General features: G+C 68.9%; 20 protein-coding genes. 16 read left to right on the top strand and 4 right to left on the bottom strand.

Going from position 1 to position 21,110, the window contains the following annotated elements:
• Nucleotides 1–42: 42 nt before the first annotated feature.
• On the bottom strand, nucleotides 43–342 hold the full coding sequence (locus tag ABD768_RS05140; RefSeq protein WP_344837831.1) for a Fe-S cluster assembly protein HesB: 300 nt from the start codon (nucleotides 340–342) through the stop codon (nucleotides 43–45).
• A 137-nt stretch (nucleotides 343–479) separates the two neighbouring features.
• A complete protein-coding gene (locus ABD768_RS05135; protein WP_344837828.1) occupies nucleotides 480–1,529 on the bottom strand; it encodes a hypothetical protein in 1,050 nt (349 codons plus the stop codon).
• A 183-nt stretch (nucleotides 1,530–1,712) separates the two neighbouring features.
• Here ABD768_RS05135 and ABD768_RS05130 point away from each other — a divergent pair, with 183 nt between their 5' ends.
• Complete coding sequence (locus ABD768_RS05130) at nucleotides 1,713–2,579, top strand: GNAT family N-acetyltransferase (protein WP_344837826.1); 867 nt, start codon at nucleotides 1,713–1,715, stop codon at nucleotides 2,577–2,579.
• 25 nt (nucleotides 2,580–2,604) lie between these two features.
• On the opposite strand, the gene ABD768_RS05125 is transcribed toward ABD768_RS05130, so the two are convergent.
• Nucleotides 2,605–3,720 (bottom strand): dipeptidase, encoded by a 1,116-nt coding sequence (locus ABD768_RS05125; protein WP_344837823.1) that lies wholly within the window; start codon nucleotides 3,718–3,720, stop codon nucleotides 2,605–2,607.
• Between the two features lie 89 nt (nucleotides 3,721–3,809).
• Between ABD768_RS05125 and hisI the strand changes: the two genes are divergently transcribed.
• From hisI to ABD768_RS05060, 13 genes are all read left to right on the top strand, one after another.
• Nucleotides 3,810–4,139 (top strand): phosphoribosyl-AMP cyclohydrolase, encoded by a 330-nt coding sequence (gene hisI / locus ABD768_RS05120; protein WP_343977722.1) that lies wholly within the window; start codon nucleotides 3,810–3,812, stop codon nucleotides 4,137–4,139.
• On the top strand, nucleotides 4,136–5,626 hold the full coding sequence (locus ABD768_RS05115; protein ID WP_343977725.1) for an anthranilate synthase component I: 1,491 nt from the start codon (nucleotides 4,136–4,138) through the stop codon (nucleotides 5,624–5,626). Before hisI ends, ABD768_RS05115 begins: the two co-directional genes overlap by 4 nt.
• On the top strand, nucleotides 5,626–6,156 hold the full coding sequence (locus ABD768_RS05110; RefSeq protein ID WP_343977728.1) for a Trp biosynthesis-associated membrane protein: 531 nt from the start codon (nucleotides 5,626–5,628) through the stop codon (nucleotides 6,154–6,156). Before ABD768_RS05115 ends, ABD768_RS05110 begins: the two co-directional genes overlap by 1 nt.
• A gap of 55 nt (nucleotides 6,157–6,211) precedes the next feature.
• Nucleotides 6,212–6,472 carry an HGxxPAAW family protein gene (locus ABD768_RS05105; RefSeq protein WP_343977731.1) on the top strand — a complete coding sequence of 87 codons (261 nt, stop codon included), beginning with the start codon at nucleotides 6,212–6,214 and terminating at the stop codon, nucleotides 6,470–6,472.
• 15 nt (nucleotides 6,473–6,487) lie between these two features.
• Complete coding sequence (gene trpC / locus ABD768_RS05100) at nucleotides 6,488–7,294, top strand: indole-3-glycerol phosphate synthase TrpC (protein ID WP_343977734.1); 807 nt, start codon at nucleotides 6,488–6,490, stop codon at nucleotides 7,292–7,294.
• A gap of 53 nt (nucleotides 7,295–7,347) precedes the next feature.
• Nucleotides 7,348–8,556 carry a tryptophan synthase subunit beta gene (gene trpB, locus ABD768_RS05095; protein ID WP_344837817.1) on the top strand — a complete coding sequence of 403 codons (1,209 nt, stop codon included), beginning with the start codon at nucleotides 7,348–7,350 and terminating at the stop codon, nucleotides 8,554–8,556.
• On the top strand, nucleotides 8,553–9,377 hold the full coding sequence (gene trpA, locus ABD768_RS05090; protein ID WP_343977739.1) for a tryptophan synthase subunit alpha: 825 nt from the start codon (nucleotides 8,553–8,555) through the stop codon (nucleotides 9,375–9,377). The genes trpB and trpA overlap by 4 nt, the downstream gene beginning before the upstream one ends.
• Before the next feature lie 7 nt (nucleotides 9,378–9,384).
• Nucleotides 9,385–10,047: an SCO family protein gene (locus ABD768_RS05085; protein ID WP_343977742.1), complete on the top strand. Its 663-nt coding sequence runs from the start codon at nucleotides 9,385–9,387 to the stop codon at nucleotides 10,045–10,047.
• A complete protein-coding gene (locus ABD768_RS05080; protein WP_344837814.1) occupies nucleotides 10,044–10,508 on the top strand; it encodes a MauE/DoxX family redox-associated membrane protein in 465 nt (154 codons plus the stop codon). The genes ABD768_RS05085 and ABD768_RS05080 overlap by 4 nt, the downstream gene beginning before the upstream one ends.
• Entirely contained in the window at nucleotides 10,505–11,218 is a 714-nt protein-coding gene (locus tag ABD768_RS05075; protein WP_344837812.1) for a DsbA family protein, read from the top strand. The genes ABD768_RS05080 and ABD768_RS05075 overlap by 4 nt, the downstream gene beginning before the upstream one ends.
• 72 nt (nucleotides 11,219–11,290) lie before the next feature.
• Nucleotides 11,291–12,424: a prolipoprotein diacylglyceryl transferase gene (gene lgt, locus ABD768_RS05070; protein WP_344837809.1), complete on the top strand. Its 1,134-nt coding sequence runs from the start codon at nucleotides 11,291–11,293 to the stop codon at nucleotides 12,422–12,424.
• Nucleotides 12,417–13,133: a VIT1/CCC1 transporter family protein gene (locus tag ABD768_RS05065; RefSeq protein WP_343977752.1), complete on the top strand. Its 717-nt coding sequence runs from the start codon at nucleotides 12,417–12,419 to the stop codon at nucleotides 13,131–13,133. The genes lgt and ABD768_RS05065 overlap by 8 nt, the downstream gene beginning before the upstream one ends.
• A gap of 10 nt (nucleotides 13,134–13,143) precedes the next feature.
• On the top strand, nucleotides 13,144–13,953 hold the full coding sequence (locus tag ABD768_RS05060) for a hypothetical protein (protein WP_343977755.1): 810 nt from the start codon (nucleotides 13,144–13,146) through the stop codon (nucleotides 13,951–13,953).
• Here the strand turns inward: ABD768_RS05060 and ABD768_RS05055 are convergent.
• On the bottom strand, nucleotides 13,917–14,774 hold the full coding sequence (locus ABD768_RS05055; protein ID WP_344837804.1) for a phosphotransferase family protein: 858 nt from the start codon (nucleotides 14,772–14,774) through the stop codon (nucleotides 13,917–13,919). The two genes, ABD768_RS05060 and ABD768_RS05055, sit on opposite strands and share 37 nt — an antisense overlap.
• A 241-nt stretch (nucleotides 14,775–15,015) precedes the next feature.
• Here ABD768_RS05055 and gltB point away from each other — a divergent pair, with 241 nt between their 5' ends.
• On the top strand, nucleotides 15,016–19,539 hold the full coding sequence (gene gltB / locus ABD768_RS05050; protein WP_344837802.1) for a glutamate synthase large subunit: 4,524 nt from the start codon (nucleotides 15,016–15,018) through the stop codon (nucleotides 19,537–19,539).
• Nucleotides 19,539–21,005, top strand: a complete 1,467-nt coding sequence (locus ABD768_RS05045; RefSeq protein WP_344837799.1) for a glutamate synthase subunit beta — start codon at nucleotides 19,539–19,541, stop codon at nucleotides 21,003–21,005. Before gltB ends, ABD768_RS05045 begins: the two co-directional genes overlap by 1 nt.
• The last annotated feature ends 105 nt before the right edge of the window (nucleotides 21,006–21,110 follow it).

Raw genomic sequence — 21,110 nt, 5'->3', positions numbered from 1 at the left:
GCAGCCGGTGGAGCTGGCCGCGCGCGTTGTTACTTCTAACGGTTAGTGCACACCAGCGCCGGGCTGCGGAACGAGCAGGAACTCGACGCCGCCCTTGTCGTCTACTGCGGCGTCCAGGATCTTGTCGTCCAGGGCGGCGGCCGCGTTGGGCTCGAGGAAGACTCGGGCGCCGGCCTCTTCGAGTATCTGGTCGCCCTTGGCGGGGGACTCGGTGGTGGTGACGGCCAGTGCGGGGTCGGCCGGGTTCTCCTGCGAGATCCGGACCCCGGCACCCTCGGGAGCGCCCTCGACGCCCGTGATGCTCTTGATCACCAGAGTGGCGTTCTCAGTCAGGGTAAGCACTGCTTCTCCTAGCATCGATTGCGGTGAACCCGCCCCGTGCCCCATCCCTCCATCCCCAAACAGCCCCATCCGATGACTTTGTGCTCGACCTGAGCATCCGGCCGCGAAGAATTCGCTCAGGTGGAGCACAAAGTGGGTCATCCCGTGGCCGGGAGATCCGGGGCGGTGCGGGGTCGCGGCCAGTGGTGGGGGTCGTTGGGGTCTGTGGTTCGCCACCTGGGGGTGGGGCCGGTACGACGTGCGCCGCGGGCGAAAGCGGCTTTCACGCGGTCGGCGAGGTCGCCTGGACGAAGTACGGCGTCCTCCCAACCGAAATGGACCAGTTCGAGATCGCGATCGGCGAGCCGCTGGTCGCGCTCGAAGGCCCGTCGCAGGGCCCGCCGGCGTTGCTTGACCGTCGGCGCCTCGAATTTCGCCAGCCCGTCAGCCTCGCCCACCGTCCGATACTGCGGCCACCAGTAGTCGACTCGTTCCTCCGCCCACCACTGGCCGTCCCAGAACTGTGCCTGCAGGACGGGTGCCGGGAGCCCGGCTTCCTCGAACCTGGCCCGGGCGATCGACTCCAGGGCGGACTCCGAGCGGGGATCGCCGAACGCGATGGCACGTTGCGCTCGACGGATACCGGGCCAGTGCCGTTGGCGCCGGAGTACCGACTCGAGTTCCTCGCGGCGAACCTCCCGGGCGAGTGCGTGGTCGACTGTGACCACCGCTTCGGCCAGGGGCAGCCGGCGGGCGAGGTCGACGGTGGTTCGTGCCACGGAGGTTGTCGGCAGGCCTTGGACGACGAGTAGGTCGGCGGGCGGCAGAGTGGCGCGGCGTAGTACGAGGTCGCCGCGGGTTTTGTTGCGGCGATCGGCGCCAGGCTCGCAGGTGAGCCAGACGGCGCCAGACGGTCCTGGCGCGTCGGCAGAACCGTCGCTCCATACCCGCAATCCGGACAACTCGGCAGCCGTCTGGTGACTGACGACCGAGCGAGGGTGCGCGGCCAGCGCACCGCGGATCGTGGCCAGCCGCGGGTCGATGGCGCCGTCGAGGTACTTCCCGTGGGCCCGCTGCAGGCTGCCGTTGCGAACTAGCCGCTGTACGTCGTGATCACCCAGGCCGAGGTCGCGGAGCTGTCCATGCCGCAGCGGCTCGCCGAAGGCGGCCAGCAACCTATCCCGCACCTCACGGCGAAGCCTCTCCATCCCGTCAATCCTCCCCGGCGTCCACCTCCACCGCATTCCCTTCTCCCCACCCCTGTGGATAGGGTCGACTTTGTGCTCCACCTGAGCAAATCAGCCTGGCTGATTTGCTCAGGTGGAGCACAAAGTTGCCTGGCCGGGGTAAGTCGGGTGCGGGGCGGGGGGTGGGTGGTGTGGGATGGGGGTATGACGATTTGGTTGGGGACGCCTGAGGTGGCTGGGCTCTCAGAGGTGGCGGCGAAGCTTGGGGAGTGGCAGAGCGACGGCGGGGTGTTTCAGCTGCATCCGGGGGACCTCGGGTGGTACTGGCGGTTCGGCGGCGAGCGGACCGCGAGCGCCGTGCGGGTGTGGGAGCGGGACGGGGAGCCGGTGGCGATCGGGATGCTGGACGAGCCGGATCTGCTGCGGCTGGCGTTCGCGCCGGAGGCGCTTGGTGATGAGGAGTTGGCGCGGCGGATCGTCGACGACTGCTCGGATCCCGAGCGTGGGGTGCTGATCGAGGGCAAGGTGTACTTCGAGGCGCCGACGGCCGGCGTGATCCAGGAGCTCCTCACCAAGGACGGCTGGACGCTGGACGAGCCGTGGCAGCCGCTCAGACGCGATCTCGCCGAGCCGGTCGAGGACGGCGGTCTCACCATCGAGACGGTCGGGCCGGAGAACGCGGCCGAGCGGACGGCGATCCAGCGGGCATCCTTCGACGGATCGACCTTCTCCGACGACCGCTGGCACGCGATGGCAGCCGGTACGCCGTACGCGACCGCCCGTTGCCTGCTCGGCCGCGACGCGCAAGGCACCGCCGTCGCAGGCGTGACCGTCTGGTCGGCCGGCGAAGGCAAGCCCGGCCTGCTCGAGCCGATGGGTGTGCACCGCGACTACCGCGGTCGCGGCTACGGCCAGGCGATCACCCTCGCGGCGGCGGCAGCTCTCCGCGAGCTCGGCTCGTCGAGCGCGCTGGTATCGACGCCGTGCTTCAACGTCGGTGCCGTCGCCACGTACGAGTCCGCCGGCTTCACTCCACTGGCTCAAACCCGCGACCAGGTCCGCGACTTCTGATGCGCGCCACGGACCGGTCCGCAGGCTAGACGGTGGCGGCCTCGTCCGCGGCGCGGAGTACGCGGAGGATGTTGCCGCCGGCAAGCTTTGCCAGGTCCTCGTCGCTCCAGCCGCGGTCGGCGAGGGCGTAGAAGAGGGACGGGTACGACGCGACGTCCGGCAGGCCGTCCGGGAACTCCGGACAGCCGTCGTAGTCGCCGCCCAACCCGATGTGGTCGACGCCGGCCACCTCGCGGACGTGCTCGACGTGTGCCACCACGTCCTCCAACGTCACGCGCGGCTTCGGTACGTCGTACGCCTCCTTCAGCTTCTTCTGCTGCGCCGGCACCAACGGGTCCAGCCCAAGATCACCGGCCACCTCGCGCGCGCCGGCCACCCAGTCGACGTACGCCTGCGACACGAAGTACGGGACGAAGGTGACCATGCAGACGCCGTCGTTGCCACTCAGCGTCTGCAGGACGTCGTCGGGCACGTTGCGCGGTACGTCGCAGACCGCGCGCGCCGACGAGTGGCTGAAGATCACCGGCGCGCTCGTCACCCGCAGCGCGTGCCGCATGGTGTCGGCGGAGACGTGTGAGAGGTCGACCAGCATCCCGATCCGGTTCATCTCCCGGACGACGTCCTCACCGAAGGAGTTCAGCCCGCCGAGCACCGGCTCGTCGGTCGCCGAGTCGGCCCAGGAGACGTTGTTGTTGTGGGTCAGCGTCATGTACCGCACGCCGAGCGAGCGCATCACTCGCAGGACGCCGAGCGACTCACCGATCGAGTGGCCGCCCTCCATTCCCATCAGGGAAGCGATCCGGCGCTCCTTGAAACAGGCGTCGACATCATCAGCCGTGACGGCGAGCTGCATGGCTTCGGGGAACCGCGCGACGAGACGGTGCACGAAGTCGATCTGCTCGAACGTACGCCGGACCGAGTCCGCGTCCTGCGGCACCCACAGCGACCAGAACTGGGCCGCGACCTGCCCGAGCCGCAGCCGGGGGAGGTCGGTGTTCAGCTTCGGCACCGAGATGCTCAGGTCGTACTTGTCGAGGTCGTACTCGGCCAGCTCGTAGAAGGCGATCGGGAGATCGTTGTGGCCGTCGACCAGCGGATGGTCCTGCAACAGTCCCTGCACCCGGGCAACACTGGAGGTCATTGCGACATCCTGTCAGGATTGCCCGCCGCTCGCACGGGCTGAGCAAGGGTGCGGTCAAGGTGCCCTGTGCGGTGCGAGACAATGGACGGGTGGACACCGAGGAACTCACCTTCGACGCGGCGGGCCTGATCCCCGCGGTGGTGCAGCAGTACGACACCCGCGAGGTGCTGATGGTCGGCTGGATGAACGCCGAGGCCGTACGCCGGACCGCCGCGACCGGCCGGAGCACGTTCTGGTCGAGGAGCCGGCAGGAGTACTGGGTCAAGGGTGAGACGAGTGGCCACCGGCAGCACGTGAAGCAGATCCTCGTGGACTGCGACGCCGACACCCTGCTCGTCCTGGTCGACCAGGAGGGCCCGGCCTGCCACACGGGCACCCGCAGCTGCTTCGAGCACGGTGAGATCGAGGTCAAGGCATGAACTCTCCGGACCTGGAGACCTTCCGCGAGTATGCCAAGGACCGCCGGGTCATCCCGGTCACGCGCCGGCTGCTGGCCGACGCCGAGACGCCGATCGGGGTCTACGGCAAGCTCGCCGCCGAGCGCGAGGGCACGTTCCTGCTGGAGTCGGCGGAGAACGGCGGCGTCTGGTCGCGGTACTCGTTCATCGGCGTCCGCAGCGCCGCCACGCTGACCGAGCGCAACGGTGAGGCCGTCTGGTCCGGCAACCCACCGGTCGGGCTGCCGCAGACCGGTGACCCGCTCAAGGCGCTGCGCGAGACGCTGGAGATCCTGCACACCCCACGACTGCCCGACCTGCCCCCGCTCACCGGCGGCATGGTCGGCTTCCTCGGGTACGACGCCGTGCGCCGGCTCGAGAAGTTGCCGGACACAACGATCGACGACCTCGGGCTGCCCGAGCTGACCTTCCTGTTCGCCACCGACCTGGCCGCCCTCGACCACGAGACCGGCGAGATCTGGCTGATCGCGAACGCGGTCAACTGGGACGACTCCGATGAGCGCGTCGACGAGTCGTACGCCGATGCCGTCCGCCGGCTCGACGCGATGGAGCACGACCTGGCGCAGCCGACCCCGTCGTACGTCGTCAGGGCCGACCGCTTGGCGCTGCCCGACCCGCACCGGCAGCGGTCCAGCGCGGAGTACCGGGAGGCCGTGGAGACCGCCAAGGAGGAGATCCGGGCGGGTGAGGCGTTCCAGATCGTCGTCTCGCAGCGGTTCGAGCTGCAGACCTCCGCGAGCGCCCTGGACATCTACCGGGTGCTCAGAAGGTCCAACCCGAGCCCGTACATGTACCTGGTCCGCCTGGACGGCTTCGACATCGTCGGCTCCAGCCCCGAGGCACTGGTCAAGGTCACCGACAACAAGGTGATCCTGCACCCGATCGCCGGTACCCGCCCCCGCGGCGCGACGCCGGAGGAGGACCGGGCGCTGGAGGAGGAGTTGCGCGCGGATGCCAAGGAACGGGCCGAGCACCTGATGCTCGTCGACCTGGGCCGCAACGATGTCGGCCGGGTCTGCGCGCCGGGCACGGTCGAGGTGGTCGACTTCATGGACGTCCGCCGCTACAGCCACGTCATGCACCTCGAGTCGACCGTCACCGGCCGGCTGCAGGCTGGCAAGACCGCTTTCGACGCGCTCACAGCCGCTTTCCCGGCCGGAACGTTGTCGGGGGCACCCAAACCGCGGGCGATGGAGATCATCGACAAGCTCGAAGTCACCCGTCGCGGCGTCTACGGCGGCGTGGTCGGGTACCTCGACTTCGCCGGTGACGCTGACACGGCGATTGCCATCCGTACTGCGGTCCTGCGCGGCACGACGGCGTATGTCCAGGCGGGCGCGGGCATCGTCGCCGACTCGGACCCGGCCTCGGAGGACGCGGAGTGCCGTACCAAGGCCGCCGCGGTCCTCAACGCGATCGCCGTCGCCGGCACCTTCTCCGAGGTCTGATGCGCCCGCAAAGACTGGTCGATCTGCTGGCCCTGGTGGCGCTCGTGCTGCTGGCGCTCTCGGCGTACCTGACCTGGTCGATCGCCGACCCGGGCAGCGGTCGAGCTGTAGTGAACTTCAACGGGTACGCCGTGACCCGCGCGCCCGTGACGCTGGCACTGGCCTCCGCAGTGGCCGTGATCGTCACCAAGCTGGCCGGTACTGCGCTCCGCCGCGTGCTGTCCGGCCTGATCGTGTTCATGGGCGCCGGAGCCATCGGGGTAGCGCTGACGGTCCGCCCGAACGCGGCAGAGCTCGGCAGGCTGCGGCCGGAGCTCAGCCAGGCGGTGACGGACTCGGTGACCTTGAGCACCGGACCGGCGCCTTGGCTGGCGCTGGCAGGCGGTCTGGCACTGCTCGCGGCGGGCATCGTTGCCGTGCTGACGGCACACCGATGGCGCCGTCCCACGCTGCGCTACGAGCGCGATCCGGCCGTGACACCGGCCGATCAGTGGAAGGCGATCGACGCAGGTGAGGACCCGACGATCTGACTGTCGGAGGCAACCGCCACAATAGGACGGGACGACGACGAGGAGTGGCCCAACGATGGACAATACGACCACGGATCAAGCAGTGACGTACGAGAGCGACGAAGCTCACGGTGGCGGCCTGCACGGCAGCTCCCCGGCGGCCTGGACCGCCGTGGTGATCGTGCTGGTGGGATTCACCCTCGGAGCCATCGCCATGGTGATGGGCCCGGACTGGCTGTTGTTCTGGATCTCGGCCGGGATCGCCGTCGCCGGCGGCCTGGTCGGCAAGGTGATGCAGCTGCTCGGCTTCGGTGTCAAGTCCGACGACCACCACTGACGGGCGGAAACAGACATGACTGTGCTTGACGACATCCTCGCCGGGGTCCGGGAGGACCTCGCGGAGCGCCAGGCGCTGGTCAGCCTGGACGACCTCAAGCTGGAAGCCCAGCGCAAGCCGGACGCCAAGGACCCGATGCCGGTGTTCCGTGGTGACGGGATCGCGATCATCGCCGAGGTGAAGCGGTCCAGCCCGTCCAAGGGCGCGCTGGCCGACATCGACGACCCGGCGGCGCTCGCCTCGGAGTACGCCGAGGGTGGCGCGGCCGCGATCAGCGTGCTGACCGAGAAGCGCCGGTTCGGCGGCAGCCTCGACGACCTGCGCGCGGTCCGCGGCCGGGTCGACGTGCCGGTGCTGCGCAAGGACTTCGTGGTCTCCTCGTACCAGCTCTGGGAGGCCCGGGCAGCCGGCGCCGACATGATCCTGCTGATCGTCGCGGCGCTCGAGCAGGAGGCGCTGGTCTCGCTGATCGAGCGGGCCACGTCGATCGGGCTGACCCCGCTGGTCGAGGTGCACGACGAGGAAGAGACCCTGCGTGCGGTGGACGCGGGGGCCCAGGTGATCGGCGTCAACAACCGCAACCTGAAGACGCTGGAGGTGGACCGCTCGACCTTCGCGCGGGTCGCGCCGGTGATCCCGACCAACCTGATCCGGGTGGCGGAGTCCGGTGTGCGTGGTCCGCATGATGTAATCGAGTTCGCGCGCGCCGGGGCCGATGTCGTCCTCGTCGGTGAAACCCTGGTGACCGGCCGCGATCCGCGGGCCTCGGTCGCCGATCTCGTCGCTGCGGGATCGCACCCCGCCATCCAGCAGCGTCACTAGACGTCTGAGTTTCCCCTGCCCAGGCAGGGGAAACTCATCTCTGGAGGCTAGCAATGACTGCTGTGTTGCCTGATCAGCTCGGGCACTTCGGCCGCTTCGGCGGCAGGTTCATGCCGGAGGCGCTGATCGCGCCGCTCGACGAGCTGACGGTCGCCTGGCAGGAAGCGATGGCCGACCCGGAGTTCACCGGTGAGTTCGGCCGGATGCTGCGCGAGTACGCCGGCGTGCCGAGCCTGCTGTACGACGCCACCCGGCTGTCCGAGGTGGCCGGCGCCCGGATCCTGCTCAAGCGCGAGGACCTCAACCACACCGGCGCCCACAAGATCCGCAACGTGCTCGGCCAGGCGCTGCTCACCAAGCGGATGGGCAAGACCCGCGTGATCGCCGAGACCGGCGCCGGCCAGCACGGTGTCGCCACGGCGACCGCGTGTGCCTACCTGGACCTCGAGTGCGTCGTCTACATGGGCGAGGTCGACACCGAGCGCCAGGCGCTGAACGTCGCCCGGATGAAGCTGCTCGGCGCCGAGGTGATCCCGGTCAAGACCGGCAGCCGCACGCTCAAGGACGCGATCAACGAGGCCCTGCGCGACTGGGTCTCCAGCGTCGACAACACCCACTACCTGCTCGGTACGGCGGCCGGCGGCCACCCGTTCCCCGCGATGGTCCGTGACTTCGTCCGCGGTATCGGCGACGAGGCCCGGGCGCAGTCGCTCGAGCTGCTCGGCCGGCTGCCCGACGCGGCGGTCGCCTGCGTCGGCGGCGGGTCGAACGCGATCGGCCTGTTCGCGGCGTTCGTGCCCGACGCGGACGTGAAGCTGTACGGCATCGAGGCCGGTGGCGACGGGTACGAGACCGGTCGGCACGCGGCGACGATCACCGCCGGGCAGGTCGGCGTATTGCATGGCGCGCGGTCCTACCTGTTGCAGGACGAGGACGGCCAGACGATCGAGTCGCATTCGATCTCGGCCGGGCTGGACTACCCCGGTGTCGGTCCGGAGCACTCGTGGCTGGCGGAGACCGGGCGAGCGTCGTACCGGCCGGTGTCGGACGCGGACGCGATGGAGTCGTTCCGGCTGCTCGCCCGCACCGAGGGCATCATCCCGGCGATCGAGTCGGCGCACGCGATCGCGGGCACGCTCGAGATCGTCAAGGAGCTCGGCCCCGACGCGACCTACCTGGTCTGCCTGTCGGGACGCGGTGACAAGGACATGGACACGGCCGGCACGTACTTCGGCCTGATCGACGGGGACGGCAAGGCATGAGCGACCTGGTTGCCTTGGGCAACGCCGGTGCGGCGATCCGGAAGGCCAACGACGAGGGCCGGGCGGCGCTGGTCGGCTACCTGCCGGCCGGGTACCCGAGCATCGACGGTGGCGTCGACGCGATCAAGGCGCTCGTCGACGGCGGCGCCGACGTGCTCGAGATCGGCCTGCCGTACACCGACCCGGTGATGGACGGCGTCACGATCCAGCGGGCCGCCGAGGCCGCGCTGGCCGGTGGGCTGAGGATCCGCGACGTCCTTTCCACGGTCGAGAAGCTCGCTGCGTACTCCGACGTCCCGGTGCTCGTGATGACGTACTGGAACCCGATCGAGCGGTACGGCGTGGACCGGTTCGCCGTCGACTTCAAGGCGGCCGGGGGAGCGGGCCTGATCACGCCCGACCTGGTCCCCGACGAGGGCGCCGAGTGGATCGCGGCGGCCGACAAGAACGAATTGGACAAGGTGTTCCTGGTCTCGCCGTCGTCGACGGACGCGCGGATCGCGATGACGACCGGCAACTGCCGGGGGTTCGTGTACGCGACGGCCGTGATGGGCGTCACTGGGGCCCGCGACCAGACCTCCGACCTGGCGGCGCCCTTGGTCGCCCGGACGAAGGCGGCGACCGGGTTGCCGGTCGGCGTCGGGCTCGGCGTCTCGAACGGGGACCAGGCCGCCGCCATCGCGGAGTACGCGGACGCGGTGATCGTCGGCTCGGCCTTCGTGAAGGCGCTGGACGCGGGCGGCCCGGCCGGCGTACGGGCTCTGACCGAAGATCTCGCTGAGGGAGTCCGGCGGGAACCACGCAAGCCTGTTGATCGTTGAACCGCCTGTGAGTCGAACCAGGAACGCGGCTGTTTTCTTCGCCGCGGTGGCTCTGCTTGCCCTTGTGGGCTGCAGCGGCGGACAGAAGCAGACGGCCGACAACCCCGGCGGGGCGATCATCCGCACCCCGGCAGGTGATCCGAGCGGGTTGCGGGGGGCAACGCTGGACCGGCCGTACGCGCTGCCGGCCAAGGTGCTGACCGACACGTCGGGCAACGACTTCAACCTGGTCACCTCGACGAAGAAGCCGGTCACGCTGATCTTCTTCGGGTACACCAACTGTCCGGACGTGTGCCCGACGGTGATGGCCGACGTGGCCTCGGCGCTGACCAAGCTCGACGAATCGGTCCGCGACCAGGTGCAGTTGCTGTTCATCACCACCGACCCGGCGCGCGACACGGGGCCGGTGATCCGGAAGTACCTGGACCGGTTCGATCCGTCGTTCATCGGTCTGACCGGTCAGCTGGACTCGATCAAGGACATCGCGAAGGCGGTCGGCGTACCGGTCGAGGGGATGCAGAAGCTGCCCTCGGGTGGGTACGAGGTCGGCCACGGCGCGCAGGTGCTCGGCTTCGGCAAGAACGACAAGGCCGGGGTGCTGTGGCTGTCGAACGCGGCGATCGGTGATCTGGCGCACGACTTCGGCAAGCTGGTGGAGGACAACCAGTGAAGCTGTGGGTGTCGCTGGCCGCGCGGCTGCTGCTGGGCGGGGTGATGCTGGTCGCAGGCGCGCTGAAGGTGACCGATCCGGAGGCTGCGACGCAGGCGGTCCGGGCGTACGAGCTGTTGCCGCAGGGGTTCGACGGGGTGGTGGGGCTGCTGTTGCCGTTCCTGGAGATCGGGATCGGGCTGCTGCTGATCGTCGGCTACGGTGTCCGGCCTGCGGCGGTGGCGGCCGGCGTCTTCATGGTGTTGTTCATCGCCGCGGTGTCGTCGGCCTGGGCCCGTGGGCTGGCGATCGACTGCGGCTGCTTCGGCGGTGGCGGTCAGGTCGCGCCCGGCGATACGAAGTACCTGCAGGAGATCCTGCGGGATGTGGGTCTGCTGGTGGTGGCGGGGTGGCTGTACCTGAACCCGCTCAGCAGGTTCGCGCTCGAATCGGAACCCTCGACAGGAGTCGTCGCGTCGTGACCAACAGCAAGAAGAGGCCAGCCAGCCCGTTGGTGGTGGAGCCGCAGAAGCGCCGGGTGCCGGTCGGGCTGATCGTCGTGGTCGGCGTGGTGGTGCTGGCAATCGTCGCGGCCGTCGGGGTCGACTACTGGCGCAAGCACTCGTCGGTCGACGTGACCTCGAACGGACGGACCGAGCCGGCCGTACTGACCGGCCCTGGTACGACCGGTGAGGGTGTGAGGGTCGGCAAGGACAGCGCGACGACCAACGTGGACCTTTTCCTGGACTTCCGCTGCCCGCACTGCGCCGAGTTCGAGAAGGAGACCGGGCCGGTACTGGACCAGCTGGTCGAGGACGGCACGATCACGCTCACGTACTACCCGCTGAAGTTCGTGAACCCCGGCGCCTCGCCCCGGCTGGCCAACGCGTTCGCCGCGGCCGCCGCGAGCGGCAAGGCGCTGAGCTACGCCGACGAGATCTACGCCGACTTCACCAAGGCGTGGACGAACGACCAGCTGATCGAGCTCGGCAAGAAGCTCGGCATCGACGACGCCAAGTTCGAGGCCGCGATCAAGGACAACAGCTATGCGGGCTGGCTGGAGTCGATCAACAAGACGTCGAACGACCGCAAGGTGGAAGGCACCCCCACCGTGTTCGTGAACGACAAGATGCTGCAGGGTGACCAACTCACCGTCGACGGCCTCAAGGCCGCCATCAGCGGTATCAGCTGACGCTCCGTCTCCCGATCGTGACCACGGGGTTGGTGGTCGCGATCGGGGCGGGTCGAGTAGGGTCCGACTGCCATGTCTAGTCTCGTGCCCGCCGTGATCATCCCGGCGTTCATCCCCAGTCCCAGCCAGGGCGTCTGGCACCTCGGCCCGCTGCCGCTGCGTGCGTACGCCATCTGCATCCTGATCGGCATCTTCGCCGGCTACTGGCTGGGCCGCCGGCGCTGGGTCGCCCGCGGCGGCTCGCCGGAGGTGCTCGCCGACATCATCATGTGGGCGGTCCCGTTCGGCCTGGTCGGGGCGCGGATCTACCACGTGATCACCGACGCCGAGCTGTACTTCGGTGAGGGCAAGCACCCAATCGACGCGCTGAAGATCTGGCACGGTGGGCTCGGCATCTGGGGCGCGGTCGGCTTCGGCTGCCTCGGCGCCTGGATCGCCTGCCGCCGCCACAAGGTGCCGTTCCTGGCGGTCGCCGACGTGATGGCGCCGGGGATCGCGCTGGCCCAGGTGATCGGCCGCTTCGGCAACTACTTCAACCAGGAACTCTTCGGCCGCCCGACCAACCACTGGTGGGGCCTCGAGATCGACCCCGGCCACCGCCCACCCGGCTTCGCAGACTTCGGCACCTTCCACCCCACGTTCCTGTACGAAGCCATCTGGAACCTGGGCGTCATCGCCCTCGTCATCCTGATCGACCGCCGCTTCAAACTGGGCCACGGCCGAGCCTTCGCCCTGTACGTCGCCGGCTACACCGCCGGCCGCGCCTGGATCGAGAACCTCCGCATCGACACGGTCAACGAGTTCGCCGGCCTCCGCCTCAACGTGTGGACCTCGATGATCATGTTCGTCCTGGCGGTAGTCTTCTTCATCCTCAGCGCCCGCCTCAAGCCCGGCCAGGAGGACATCTCCACCCTGTCCGCCACCACGGCCGAGACCACCGACATCGCAGACGCGGACACCCCGGCGACCGCAGCCTCGCCGGACACCTCCACCACCGCTTCAACTGAGGCGGACGGCTCAACGTCCACCACCTCCGCCGCCGACGAACCTGCACCGGGCTTGTCCCCGGCGGTCGAGGCAAACCCGACCCACGCGGACAACTCCACGGACGCGGACACCTCTGCGACCACCGAGTCGAAGGTGATCGAGGAAACGGGACCTCACAGCCCGGTGACGAAGGTCGACGCTGAAGGACCTCGTGACTGAGATCTCCGCCGAACACGCCGGCGACCACACCCACCGGGACGTCACCGGTGGGTGGCTCCGGCCAGCCGTCTTCGGCGCCATGGACGGCCTGGTCTCCAACTTCGCCCTCATCGCCGGCATGGACGGCGGTACCGACAGCGGCTCCAAGTTCATCGTCCTCGCCGGACTGGCCGGCCTGGCAGCCGGCGCCTTCTCGATGGCCGCGGGGGAGTACACCTCAGTAGCCTCCCAACGCGAGCTGGCCAGAGCCGAGATCGACGTAGAACGCCGAGAGATCCAGCGCCACCCCGCAGCCGAGGAACGCGAACTCTCCGAGACCTACCAGCAAAAAGGCCTCGACCCGGATCTCGCGGACCAGGTAGCCAGGCAGTTCCACATCAACCCGGACCAGGCACTCGAAGAACACGTCCGCGAAGAACTGGGCATCGACCCCAACGACCTTCCCTCACCGGTCGTCGCCGCGTCCTCGTCCTTCATCTGCTTCGCCGTAGGCGCCCTGATCCCACTCCTCCCGTACCTCCTGGGCGCCAACTCAGTAATCCCAGCCCTGATCATGTCCCTCACCGCCCTCTTCATCTGCGGCGCGGTAGTCAGCCGAGTCACCTCCCGCTCCTGGTGGTACTCAGGCCTCCGCCAACTCCTCCTAGGCGGCGCCGCGGCAGCCCTCACCTACGGCGTCGGCACCCTGGTCGGTCCCGGTATCGGCTAGTGTCGCGTGGGTGTTTCCTGCGGCGATCGATGAGCGGCCAGAAGTCTTCGTCCACCGATTCGGCGAGGTGTTCGCGCGCTTCGGCGCCGACACCCAGGACTCGGGCAACGTCTCGTACGGCGTACAGGTCGCAGGCCAGCGGTACTTCCTCAAAACAGCCGGCGACCCGGCCGACCCCGAGCCGTTCTCCAAGTTCGAGCGACGCGAAGCCGGCCTGCGCAACGCGGCCCGCCTGGCCGAGGCGGTCGTACATCCGCTGTTACCGGAGTACCACGGCCTGATCGAGTCGCCCGCCGGTCCGCTGCTGGCCTACGAATGGCGCGATGGCGAACACCTCGGCACCCGCCAGGACAACCCCACCAGCGCGTTCCAGCGCTTCCGCGCCCTGCCCGTCGACCAACTCACCGCCGCGCTCGACCAGCTCTTCGACCTGCACGACCTGCTCACCACGCAAGGATGGGTCGAAGGCGACTTCTACGACGGCTCGCTGCTCTACGACTTCGGTACCCGCCAGCTCACCGCGATGGACCTCGACGACTACCAACTCGGTGCCTACCGCAACGACATGGGACGGATGTTCGGCTCGTCCCGGTTCATGGCGCCCGAGGAGCTCTCGCTCGGCGCCCCGATCGACGATCGCACGACCGCTTTCGTGATGGCCCGCTCCGCGCTGATCTTCCTCGCCGACGGCACCCTCGACCGCCCGGCCTTCAAGGGCTCCAACGCCCAGTACGCCGTACTGCAGGAAGCCGTCACCACCAGGTACCCGAGCTACCCGGCGTTCTACAAAGCCTGGCGAGCAGCCTCCGCGACCACCTGATCCAACCGGCACAGCCGCTCGACATGATCACCCGGATCATCCTGCGAGAGCGACCAAGCCGCCCGCGCGACCACCGTGATCGCCGCGGTCAGCACCGCCCCACGCCGTACCGCGTTGTTCGGCCAGCGTTCCTGACTCCCGCTCTGGTACGCCGCCACCAACCCATCGATCGCCGCCTCGGTGGACGCCACCAGATACCCGAGATCGAACCCCAACGGCCCCACCCCGAACTGTTCCCAGTCGACCGCCACCACGTCGTCCCCCTCGCGCCCGATCAGATTCACCGGATGCGCGTCCCCATGCACCACCTGCTGCGGCAACCGATCGAGCTCGTCCATCAACCCGTCCCGGCGCTCCCACAACACCCCACAGTCCCGCCGAAGCCCAGCCGGCAACCGATCCTCGAACACGAGCCGCGCCCACCCGGCGTCCCGCTCATCGCCCGCCAACCGATCCCGCAAAATCCCCCGAGCAAACCACTCCGCCCGCTCGAACTGATTCAGCCCGAACCGCCCCACCGCCGCCGCCAACTCCGCCGGCGCAATCTCCACCCCCTCGACCGCCGCACTCCAAACGGCCACCCCACCCGGATCGCTCTCCACCTTCACACACCGGGGCCCCCGCAACCCCACGGTCCCCTCAACCACCCCACTACCAGCCACCTCAGCCTGCCGCCGCCAGTACGCGTAGTGATCCACCCGCCCGACCCCCGGCAACAACCGCTTGACCACCATCCCGTCAGGCGTCAGCCAGACCCCACCGTTGGACACCCCCGTCCCCGCGGTGAGGGCAACCCAGTCGGCCTCCGGCTTCCACTGCATCCGACTAGATCTACCACCAGTACAGGCAATTCACCCCTCCTGTTCACCCGGATGATGTCACCATGGGGAGAAAGCGGAGTGAGCGCTTGCTTACTCGGTGTGATTGTGGACTGTGAAAGGCGCTCCGACGGTGGAATGGCAGTCCACCTGATGGGCGTCATGAGGTAGTCTCGGGACTCCCGGCTTGGGCCAATGTTGTCCCGCGGCCAGCAGTTGACCGTAGGACGACGGGAGCCCCTGAATGTATGGTCGCCCCCCATTCCCCAGCGAGGGTCTGTACGACGGACGCCACGAGCACGACGCGTGTGGTGTCGCCTTCGTCGCAACCCTGACTGGTGAACCGAGCCACGACATCGTGGCCAAGGCTTTGACCGCCCTGCGCAACCTCGAGCATCGTGGTGCTTCGGGTGCCGAGCCGGACTCCGGCGACGGCGCCGGCATCCTGATCCAGATCCCGGACGCGTACTACCGCAAGGTGTGCGACTTCGAGCTGCCGGTCGCCCGCAGCTACGCGACCGGTATCGCCTTCCTCCCGCAGGATCCCGACGACGCCTCCAAGGCGATCGCCCGGATCGAGGAGCTGGCGGCCGAGGAGAACCTGACCGTTCTGGGCTGGCGCGAGATGCCGACCACCCCGGACCTGCTGGGCGCCACCGCGCGTTCGGTGATGCCCGTGTTCCGCCAGCTGTTCGTGGCGGCCAAGGCCGGTCGCGTGCTCGGCCTGGCGCTGGAGCGGATGGCGTTCCGGCTGCGCAAGCGCGCCGAGAAGGAGACGGAGACCTACTTCCCGTCGTTGTCGGGTCGCACCATCACCTACAAGGGGATGCTGACCACCGACCAGCTCGACAAGTTCTTCCCCGAGCTGACCGACCCCGACCTCGCCTCGGCGATCGGTGTCGTGCACAGCCGGTTCTCCACCAACACGTTCCCGTCCTGGCCGCTGGCCCACCCGTACCGGTACATCGCTCACAACGGCGAGATCAACACCGTGCAGGGCAACCGGAACTGGATGCGGGCCCGCGAGGCGCTGCTCGCCAGCGACCTGATCCCGGGCGACCTGGAGCAGCTCTACCCGATATGTACTCCGGGAGCCTCCGACTCCGCCTCGTTCGACGAGGTCCTGGAGCTCCTCCACCTCGGCGGCCGCTCGCTGCCGCACGCGATGCTGATGATGATCCCGGAGGCGTGGGAGAACGCCACCACGATGGATCCCAAGCGCCGCGCGTTCTACGAGTTCCACTCGACCCTGATGGAGCCGTGGGACGGACCGGCCTCGGTCGTCTTCTCCGACGGTACGAAGGTCGGCGCGGTCCTCGACCGCAACGGCCTGCGCCCCTCGCGGTACTGGGTCACCGACGAAGGACTCGTCGTGCTGGCCTCCGAGGCCGGCGTCCTCGACATCGACCCGGCGACCGTGGTCCAGAAGGGCCGGCTCGAGCCGGGCAAGATCTTCCTGGTCGACGTCGAGGGCCACCGGATCATCACCGACAACGAGGTGAAGTCGGCGCTGGCCGGCGAGAACCCGTACGACGAATGGCTGCACGCCGGCCTGATCCGGTTCGAGGACCTGCACGAGCGCGAGCACGTCGTCCACAGCCACGCCTCGGTCACCCGCCGCCAGCAGGTCTTCGGGTACACCGAGGAGGAGCTGCGCATCCTGCTCACCCCGATGGCCAAGTCGGGTGCCGAGCCGATCGGCTCGATGGGTACCGACACCCCGATCGCCGTCCTGAGCGACCGGCCGCGGCTGCTGTTCGACTACTTCGCGCAGCTGTTCGCGCAGGTCACCAACCCGCCGCTGGACGCGATCCGCGAGGAGCTCGTCACCTCGCTGTCCTCGTCCCTGGGGCCGGAGGCGAACCTGCTCAACCCGGGTCCTGCGTCCTGCCGTCAGGTGGTGCTGCCCTTCCCGGTGCTCACCAACGACGAGCTGGCCAAGCTCCGCCACATCAACCTGGACGGTGACCTGCCCGGCCTCGCGACGACCGTGTTGCGCGGTCACTACGAGGTCGAGGGCGGCGGCTCGTCGCTCAAGGCCCGGCTCGACGAGATCTGCGCCGAAGCCGACGCGGCGATCGCCCAGGGCGCCCGCATCCTGGTCCTGTCCGACCGCCACTCGAACGCCGAGAACGCGCCGATCCCGTCGCTGCTGCTGACCGCCGCGGTTCATCACCACCTGGTGAGGGAGAAGACCCGTACGCAGGTCGGGCTGGTCGTCGAGGCCGGTGACGTCCGCGAGGTGCACCACGTCGCCCTGCTGATGGGCTACGGCGCCGCCGGCGTCAACCCGTACCTGGCGCTGGAGTCCGTCGAGGACCTCTGCCGCCGTGGCACGTACCTGCCCGGCATCGAGCCCGAGCAGGCCGTCCGCAACCTGGTGAAGTCGCTGGGCAAGGGCGTGCTCAAGGTGATGTCCAAGATGGGCGTCTCCACCGTCGCGTCGTACACGGGCGCGCAGATCTTCGAGGCCAACGGCCTGTCCCCGGACCTGGTCGATGAGTACTTCACCGGTACTTCGTCCAAGCTCGGTGGCATCGGTCTCGATGTCATCGCCGAGGAGGTCAGGCGCCGGCACCTGCGGGCGTACCCGGCCGACGGCATCCTCAGCGCCCACCGCAAGCTCGACGTCGGTGGCGAGTACCAGTGGCGGCGTGAGGGTGAGCCGCACCTGTTCGACCCGGAGACCGTGTTCCGGTTGCAGCACTCGACCCGCACGGGCCGGTACGACATCTTCAAGCAGTACACGGCCCGCGTCGACGAGCAGTCGGAGCGGCTGATGACGCTGCGCGGGCTGTTCGGCTTCAAGTCCGACCGCGGACCGATCCCGATCGACGAGGTCGAGCCGGTCTCCGAGATCGTGCGCAGGTTCTCCACCGGTGCGATGAGCTACGGCTCGATCAGCGCCGAGGCGCACACCACGCTCGCGATCGCGATGAACCAGCTCGGCGGCAAGTCGAACACCGGTGAGGGCGGCGAGGACTCCGACCGGCTGCACGATCCGGCCCGGCGGAGCTCGATCAAGCAGGTCGCGTCGGGGCGCTTCGGCGTCACCTCGGAGTACCTGACGAACTCCGACGACATCCAGATCAAGATGGCGCAGGGCGCGAAGCCCGGCGAAGGCGGCCAGCTGCCGGGACACAAGGTGTACCCGTGGGTCGCCAGCACCCGGCACTCCACGCCGGGCGTCGGGCTGATCTCGCCGCCGCCGCACCACGACATCTACTCGATCGAGGACCTGGCCCAGCTGATCCACGACCTGAAGAACGCGAACCCGCTGGCCCGGGTCCACGTGAAGCTGGTCTCCGAGGTCGGCGTCGGCACCATCGCGGCCGGCGTGAGCAAGGCGCACGCGGACGTCGTACTGATCTCCGGGCACGACGGTGGTACCGGTGCGGCTCCGCTGACCTCGCTGAAGCACGCTGGTGGGCCTTGGGAGCTCGGCTTGGCCGAGACGCAGCAGACGCTGCTGCTCAACGGGTTGCGCGACCGGATCGTCGTACAGACCGATGGCCAGCTCAAGACCGGCCGGGACGTGGTCGTCGCGGCACTGCTCGGCGCGGAGGAGTACGGGTTCGCCACGGCTCCGCTGGTCGTCTCGGGCTGCATCATGATGCGCGTCTGCCACCTGGACACCTGTCCGGTCGGCGTCGCGACGCAGAACCCGGTACTGCGTGAGCGCTTCGCGGGCAAGCCGGAGTTCGTCGTCAACTTCTTCGAGTTCATCGCGGAGGAGGTCCGGGAGTACCTGGCCGAGCTCGGCTTCCGCACGCTCGACGAGGCGATCGGGCATGCCGAAGTACTGGACATCAAGCGCGCGGTCGACCACTGGAAGGCCGACGGGCTCGACCTGTCGCCGATCCTGCACGTGCCCTCGTTGCCGGAGGGTGCTTCGCGGCACCAGACCGTCACCCAGGACCACGGGCTCGACAAGGCGCTCGACAACGAGCTGATCCGGATCTGTGCGCCGGCCATCGACAACGGCGAGCCGGTCCGCGCGCAGCTGGCGATCCGGAACGTGAACCGGACCGTCGGCACCATGCTCGGCAACGCGATCACCAAGAAGTACCGCGCGGCCGGACTGCCCGACGGCACGATCGACCTGACCTTCACCGGGTCGGCCGGCAACTCGTTCGCGGCCTTCGTGCCGCGTGGTGTCACGCTCCGGCTGGAGGGCGACGCCAACGACTACGTCGGCAAGGGCCTGTCCGGTGGACGGGTGGTGATCCGCCCGGACCGCGAGGCGCGGTTCGACGCGGCCGACCAGATCATCGCCGGCAACGTGATCGCCTACGGCGCGACGTCCGGTGAGCTGTTCATCAACGGTGGCGCAGGGCAACGGTTCTGTGTCCGGAACTCCGGTGCCACCGCGGTCGTCGAAGCGGTCGGCGACCACGCCTGCGAGTACATGACGGGTGGTCGCGTCGTCGTCATCGGCGCCACCGGCCGGAACTTCGCGGCGGGCATGTCGGGCGGCGTGGCCCACGTGCTGGATCTGGACCCCGCGCTGGTGAACCCGGAGCTGGTCGACCTGCTCCCGCTCACCGAGGCGGAGTCCGAGCTGTTGCACGACCTGGTCCGCAGGCACCACGAGGAGACCGGTTCGGAGCGGGCGGAAAAGCTGCTCGGCGACTGGACCGCCTCGGCTGCCCGCTTCACCACGGTGATGCCTCGTGACTACGCCCGCGTACTGGCAGCCAAGGCGGCTGCCGAACGCGACGGGCTGGACGAGGACGCCACCACGCGAGCGATGATGGAGGCCATCTGATGGCTGACCCGAAGGGATTCCTGACCACCCCGCGCGAGGTCGCCGACCGCCGCCCGGTCGAGGAACGCAAGCAGGACTGGAAAGAGGTCTACCCCGGTGGGCCCGGCAAGGCGCTGCTGCCGATCATCACCAAGCAGGCGGGCCGCTGCATGGACTGCGGCATCCCGTTCTGCCACTCCGGCTGCCCGCTGGGCAACCTGATCCCGGAGTGGAACGACCTGGTCTGGCGCGACGACTGGACCGGCGCGATCGAGCGGCTGCACGCGACCAACAACTTCCCGGAGTTCACCGGGCGGCTGTGCCCGGCTCCCTGTGAGCCGGCCTGCGTGCTGGGCATCAACCAGGAGCCGGTCACGATCAAGAACGTCGAGGTCGCGATCATCGACAAGGCCTGGGAGTCCGGCGACGTCCGGCCCCAGCCGCCGGAATGGCTGACCGGCAAGACGATCGCGGTCGTCGGCTCCGGGCCGGCCGGTCTGGCTGTGGCTCAGCAGCTGACCCGGGCGGGTCACACCGTCGCCGTCTACGAACGCGCCTCGGCGCCGGGTGGGCTGCTGCGGTTCGGCATCCCCGAGTTCAAGATGGAGAAGGTGCAGGTCGAGCGCCGGATCCAGCAGATGAAGGAAGAGGGCACCGTCTTCCGCTCCGGCGTCAACGTCGGCGTCGACGTCACCGGGACGCAGCTCAAGCAGCGGTACGACGCGGTCGTGATCGCCACCGGTGCGACGGCGGCGCGCGATCTGCCGGTACCGGGACGCGAGTTCGGCGGCATCCACCAGGCGATGGAGTACCTGCCGCAGGCCAACAAGGTCGCGCTGGGGGAGACGGTCGAGGACCAGATCGTTGCCACTGGCAAAGACGTGGTGATCATCGGTGGTGGCGACACGGGGGCCGACTGCCTCGGTACCGCGCACCGCCAGGGTGCCCGCAGCGTCACCCAGGTGGAGATCATGCCGCGGCCGTCGGACGAGCGGCCGGAGGGGCAGCCCTGGCCGACGTACCCGATGATCTACCGGGTCGCCTCGGCCCACGAGGAGGGCGGCGAGCGCGTCTACGCGGTCTCCACCAACAACTTCGTGGCGGATGCCGACGGCAACGTTTCTGGTCTGGACCTGGTCGAGGTCGAGCTCGTCGAGGGTCGCTTCACCCCGGTACCGGGCAGTGAGCGCACCATCCCGGCCCAGCTCGTCCTGCTCGCAATGGGCTTCCTCGGCCCGGAGCGTGAGGGCTTCCTGGAGCAGCTGGGCGTCGAACTGGATGAGCGCGGCAACGTGAAGCGCGACAAGTCGTACCAGACCTCGGTCGAGGGCGTCTTCGCCTGCGGCGACGCCGGCCGCGGCCAGTCCCTGATCGTCTGGGCCATCGCCGAAGGCCGCTCCTGCGCCGCCGGCGTGGACACCCACCTCACCGGCTCCTCCACCCTCCCCACCCCCATCCCACCCACAGCCCGCCCCCTGGTGGTCTGACACATCTGAGGGGTTAACCCCGCAGATGGTGGGTTGCCTCGCCAGATTCTGGCCAGGCAACCCACCATCTCAGGGGTTGACCCCTGAAACGGCGTGGGTGTCGTG

Origin of the sequence: Kribbella ginsengisoli (assembly GCF_039537185.1) — a bacterium.
GTDB lineage: Bacteria > Actinomycetota > Actinomycetes > Propionibacteriales > Kribbellaceae > Kribbella > Kribbella koreensis.
This window is presented reverse-complemented; position numbering and strand designations above follow the sequence as displayed.